The organism is Ruegeria sp. AP12 (genome assembly GCF_056540025.1).
Genome location: NZ_JBQFVZ010000032.1, coordinates 1 through 2,123, shown reverse-complemented (window position 1 = coordinate 2,123; position 2,123 = coordinate 1). Strand labels below are relative to the sequence as shown.

Genomic DNA, 2,123 nt, shown 5'->3' with positions numbered 1-2,123 from the left:
ATTACAGAATAGTATCGCCCTAGATCAAACCCTACACCTAACCGCCTTTAAGACCTAGAAAAAAGCCTGCAACCCAGTTTGCGCACGTCCAAGGATAAGAGCGTGAACGTCATGAGTACCCTCATAGGTGTTCACAGTCTCCAGATTGACCATGTGGCGGATAACCTGGAATTCCAGCGAGATACCATTGCCGCCGTGCATGTCACGGGCCATGCGCGCGATGTCCAGCGCTTTGCCGCAGTTGTTGCGTTTGACGATGGAAACCATCTCGGGCGCCGCTTCGGCCTGATCCATCAGGCGACCGACACGCAGGCTTGCTTGCAGAGCCAAAGCGATTTCGGTCTGCATGTCTGCCAGTTTGCGTTGGTACAGCTGCGTTTGCGCGAGCGGTTTGTTGAACTGCTTACGGTCCAGACCATATTGCAGAGCGGCGTGCCAGCAGTGTTCGGCTGCACCCATCACGCCCCAGCTGATCCCATACCGCGCGCGGTTCAGACAGCCGAACGGGCCTTTCAGACCTTGCACATGAGGCAGCAAAGCGCCCTCGCCCACCTCAACGCCATCCAGCACGATCTCTCCGGTGATCGAGGCCCGCAGGCTGAGCTTGTTTTCGATCTTCGGCGCAGAAAGGCCGGGCTGACCTTTGTCCAGAACGAAGCCTCGGATCTTACCGTCATGCGCGTCTGACTTGGCCCAGACCACGAAGACATCCGCAATTGGCGCGTTCGAGATCCACATCTTGGTGCCGGTCAAGCGGTATCCGCCGTCGATCTTTTCGGCCCGTGTTTTCATGCCCGCGGGGTCAGACCCGGCATCCGCTTCGGTCAGGCCGAAACAGCCGATCCATTCGCCCGAAGCCAGTTTCGGCAGGTATTTGCGGCGCTGTTCCTCCGACCCGTAAGCATAAATTGGGTACATCACCAGCGAGCTTTGCACTGACATCATCGAGCGATAGCCCGAGTCCACGCGCTCAACCTCACGCGCGACCAGGCCGTAGGACACGTAGCCGCTGCCAAGGCCGCCATATTCCTCCGGGATCGTGGTGCCCAGAAGGCCCATCTCGCCCATTTCGCGAAAAATCTCGGGGTCGGTTTCTTCGTTCTGGAATGCGGCGGTGACGCGCGGCTGCAGCTTTTCCTGCGCGTATGCGCGCGCGCTGTCGGCGATCATGCGCTCGTCTTCTGACAACTGGTCGGACAGGCGGAACGGATCGTCCCAGGCAAACTTACCCAGATCCGGCGCATCTTTTGCGCGCAAAGTCGGTTTGGTGGCAGGGGCGTTCATCGGGTGTCTCCGGTCTGTCTGAAGTTGCTGCACATTAACGTGGCACTTCGAGGAAAAACAGCAAGAGTTTGACACCCGATTATGAGTAAATGTCATAGGTAGGGGGCCGACACCCTCTTCCCTTTTTATCCTAAGGCGTACCCTGCCCCGCGCACAGTCCGCACAGGATCATTGCCGCCATGCTGGGTCAGCGCTTTGCGCAAACGGCCGATATGCACGTCGACCGTACGGGTGTCGACATAGATGTCGCGGCCCCAGACCCGGTCCAACAATTGCTCACGGGTCCAGACCCGGCCTGGTTTTTCCATGAAGGTGCTGAGAAGGCGGAATTCGGTCGGACCTAGTTTCAGCGAATGGCTGCCACGGCTGACCTTGTGGGTCTCGGAATCCAGTATGATATCGTCGAATTCCAGGCGAATACCCACCGTCGCTGGGCGTACACGGCGCAACTGGGTCCGCACCCGAGCCATGAGTTCCACGACTGAGTAAGGCTTGACCACATAGTCATCTGCGCCAGTCTCAAGCCCGCGCACCTTGTCGACCTCTTCCGACCGCGCCGAGAGCATGATGATCGGAATAGAACGGGTGTCGGGCCGCGTTTTCAGGCGTCGGCAGACCTCGATTCCGCTGAGATTGGGCATCATCCAGTCCAGAACGATGATATCCGGGCTGTCTTCGTCCACCAGCAACAGCGCCTCGTCACCGCTGGCCGCCTTCGAGACGCGAAAGCCTTCGGCCTCAAGGTTGTAGGCCAGCCCTTCACGCTGGGCGAGCTCATCTTCGACCACCAGAACCGTTGGTTGATCTGCAGACATGAGAGGCGTCTCCTAGACGGTTTG

General features: G+C 58.7%; 2 protein-coding genes. Both read right to left on the bottom strand.

What is annotated here, in order from left to right:
- Nucleotides 1–54: 54 nt before the first annotated feature.
- Nucleotides 55–1,284 carry an acyl-CoA dehydrogenase gene (locus ACR0E6_RS20890; protein ID WP_170466946.1) on the bottom strand — a complete coding sequence of 410 codons (1,230 nt, stop codon included), beginning with the start codon at nt 1,282–1,284 and terminating at the stop codon, nt 55–57.
- Between the two features lie 125 nt (nt 1,285–1,409).
- A complete protein-coding gene (gene phoB / locus ACR0E6_RS20885) occupies nt 1,410–2,099 on the bottom strand; it encodes a phosphate regulon transcriptional regulator PhoB (RefSeq protein ID WP_480586890.1) in 690 nt (229 codons plus the stop codon).
- Between the last annotated feature and the right edge of the window lie 24 nt (nt 2,100–2,123).

What these genes read in the sequence shown, in the direction of transcription:
- ACR0E6_RS20890 (WP_170466946.1), bottom strand. Translation starts at nt 1,284, where the DNA reads ATGAACGCCCCTGCCACCAAACCGACTTTGCGCGCAAAAGATGCGCCG.
- phoB (WP_480586890.1), bottom strand. Translation starts at nt 2,099, where the DNA reads ATGTCTGCAGATCAACCAACGGTTCTGGTGGTCGAAGATGAGCTCGCC.